Genomic DNA, 1,107 nt, shown 5'->3' with positions numbered 1-1,107 from the left:
CGGCCAGTGCGGCAAACGCCAAAAAGCTGCTGCCGGTGCCGATGAAGCTGGCCAGCAAGGCTGCGGCGGGCAGGGCGTTGGTGGCGGGGTTGGCCACCGCAAAGGCCAGTGGGATGGCGGCATAAAACACGAAGTCGAGCGCGATGTCCAGGAATCCGCCCGCATCGGTGGGCTGGGTCAGGCGGGCCACGCTGCCGTCCAAGCCGTCGAGCAGGCGCGAGGCCAACAGCAGCGCCAGACCCCACCACCACGCTTGCAGCGCAATGGCCACGGCGGCGGCCATGCCGATGGCAAAGCCCAGCCAGGTCAGCGCGTCGGCGCTGATGCCTGCGCGCACCAAGCCGCGTGCGGCGGCGTTCAGCGCGGGGCGCAAGAGGGTTTGGGCGTGGCGGTCAAACATGCGTTGGGCTTTCTTCGGAGGCGCGCAAGTGCACCACGCGCTGCGGGTCGGCCACGTCTTGTTCGTCGTGCGTGACCAGCACCACCGGGATGCGCCGCTCGCGCACATGCGCAAACACCCAGGGGCGCAGCTGGGCGCGCAAGGCGGCGTCGAGTTTGGAAAACGGCTCGTCGAGCAGCAGCGCTTGCGGCTCGGCCAGCAAGGCGCGCATGAGCGCCACGCGCGCACGCTGTCCGCCCGAGAGCGTGGACGGGTCGCGCTCGCCCATGCCGCTCAGCTCGGCTTCTTGCAGCGCTTGTTGCACGCGGGCTTGGCGCTGCGCGTTGGTGAGGTTGATGCCGTTGGTGCCGCTGGCGGGGACGGCAAACAGCAGGTTTTCGGCCACCGTCATGTGCGGGAAAAGCAAGGCGTCTTGAAACACCAAACCCACGCCGCGTTGATGTGTAGGCAGCTGCGTGAGTTCGCGGCCATTGAGTTGCACCGAGCCTTGCAACTGCAGGGGCTGCAAGCCTTCGGACACGCTGGCCAGCGTGCCTGCAATGGCCGCGAGTACCGAGCTTTTGCCGCAGCCGCTCGGGCCCATGAGCGTGAGGATTTCGCCGGGCGGTACATGCAAGTGCAGGCCGCTCACCAGCGCGTGGTGAGCGCTGCCCAAGCGTTCGATGTGAACCTGCAGGCCATGGTGTTGGGTATCGGTCATGGTGTGG

General features: G+C 67.7%; 2 protein-coding genes. Both read right to left on the bottom strand.

Annotated features, from left to right (window positions below; genetic code table 11):
• A partial coding sequence (locus Q0341_RS06100) for a CDP-alcohol phosphatidyltransferase family protein (protein WP_299511240.1) occupies positions 1-400 on the bottom strand: 400 nt, incomplete at its 3' end.
• A partial coding sequence (locus Q0341_RS06095; protein ID WP_366522703.1) for an ATP-binding cassette domain-containing protein occupies positions 393-1,107 on the bottom strand: 715 nt, incomplete at its 5' end. The genes Q0341_RS06100 and Q0341_RS06095, both read right to left, overlap by 8 nt.

The organism is uncultured Limnohabitans sp., from assembly GCF_937889215.1.
GTDB lineage: Bacteria > Pseudomonadota > Gammaproteobacteria > Burkholderiales > Burkholderiaceae_C > Limnohabitans_A.
The sequence above is the reverse complement of the archived record's forward strand: the minus strand, read 5'-3'. Positions and strand labels throughout refer to the sequence as shown.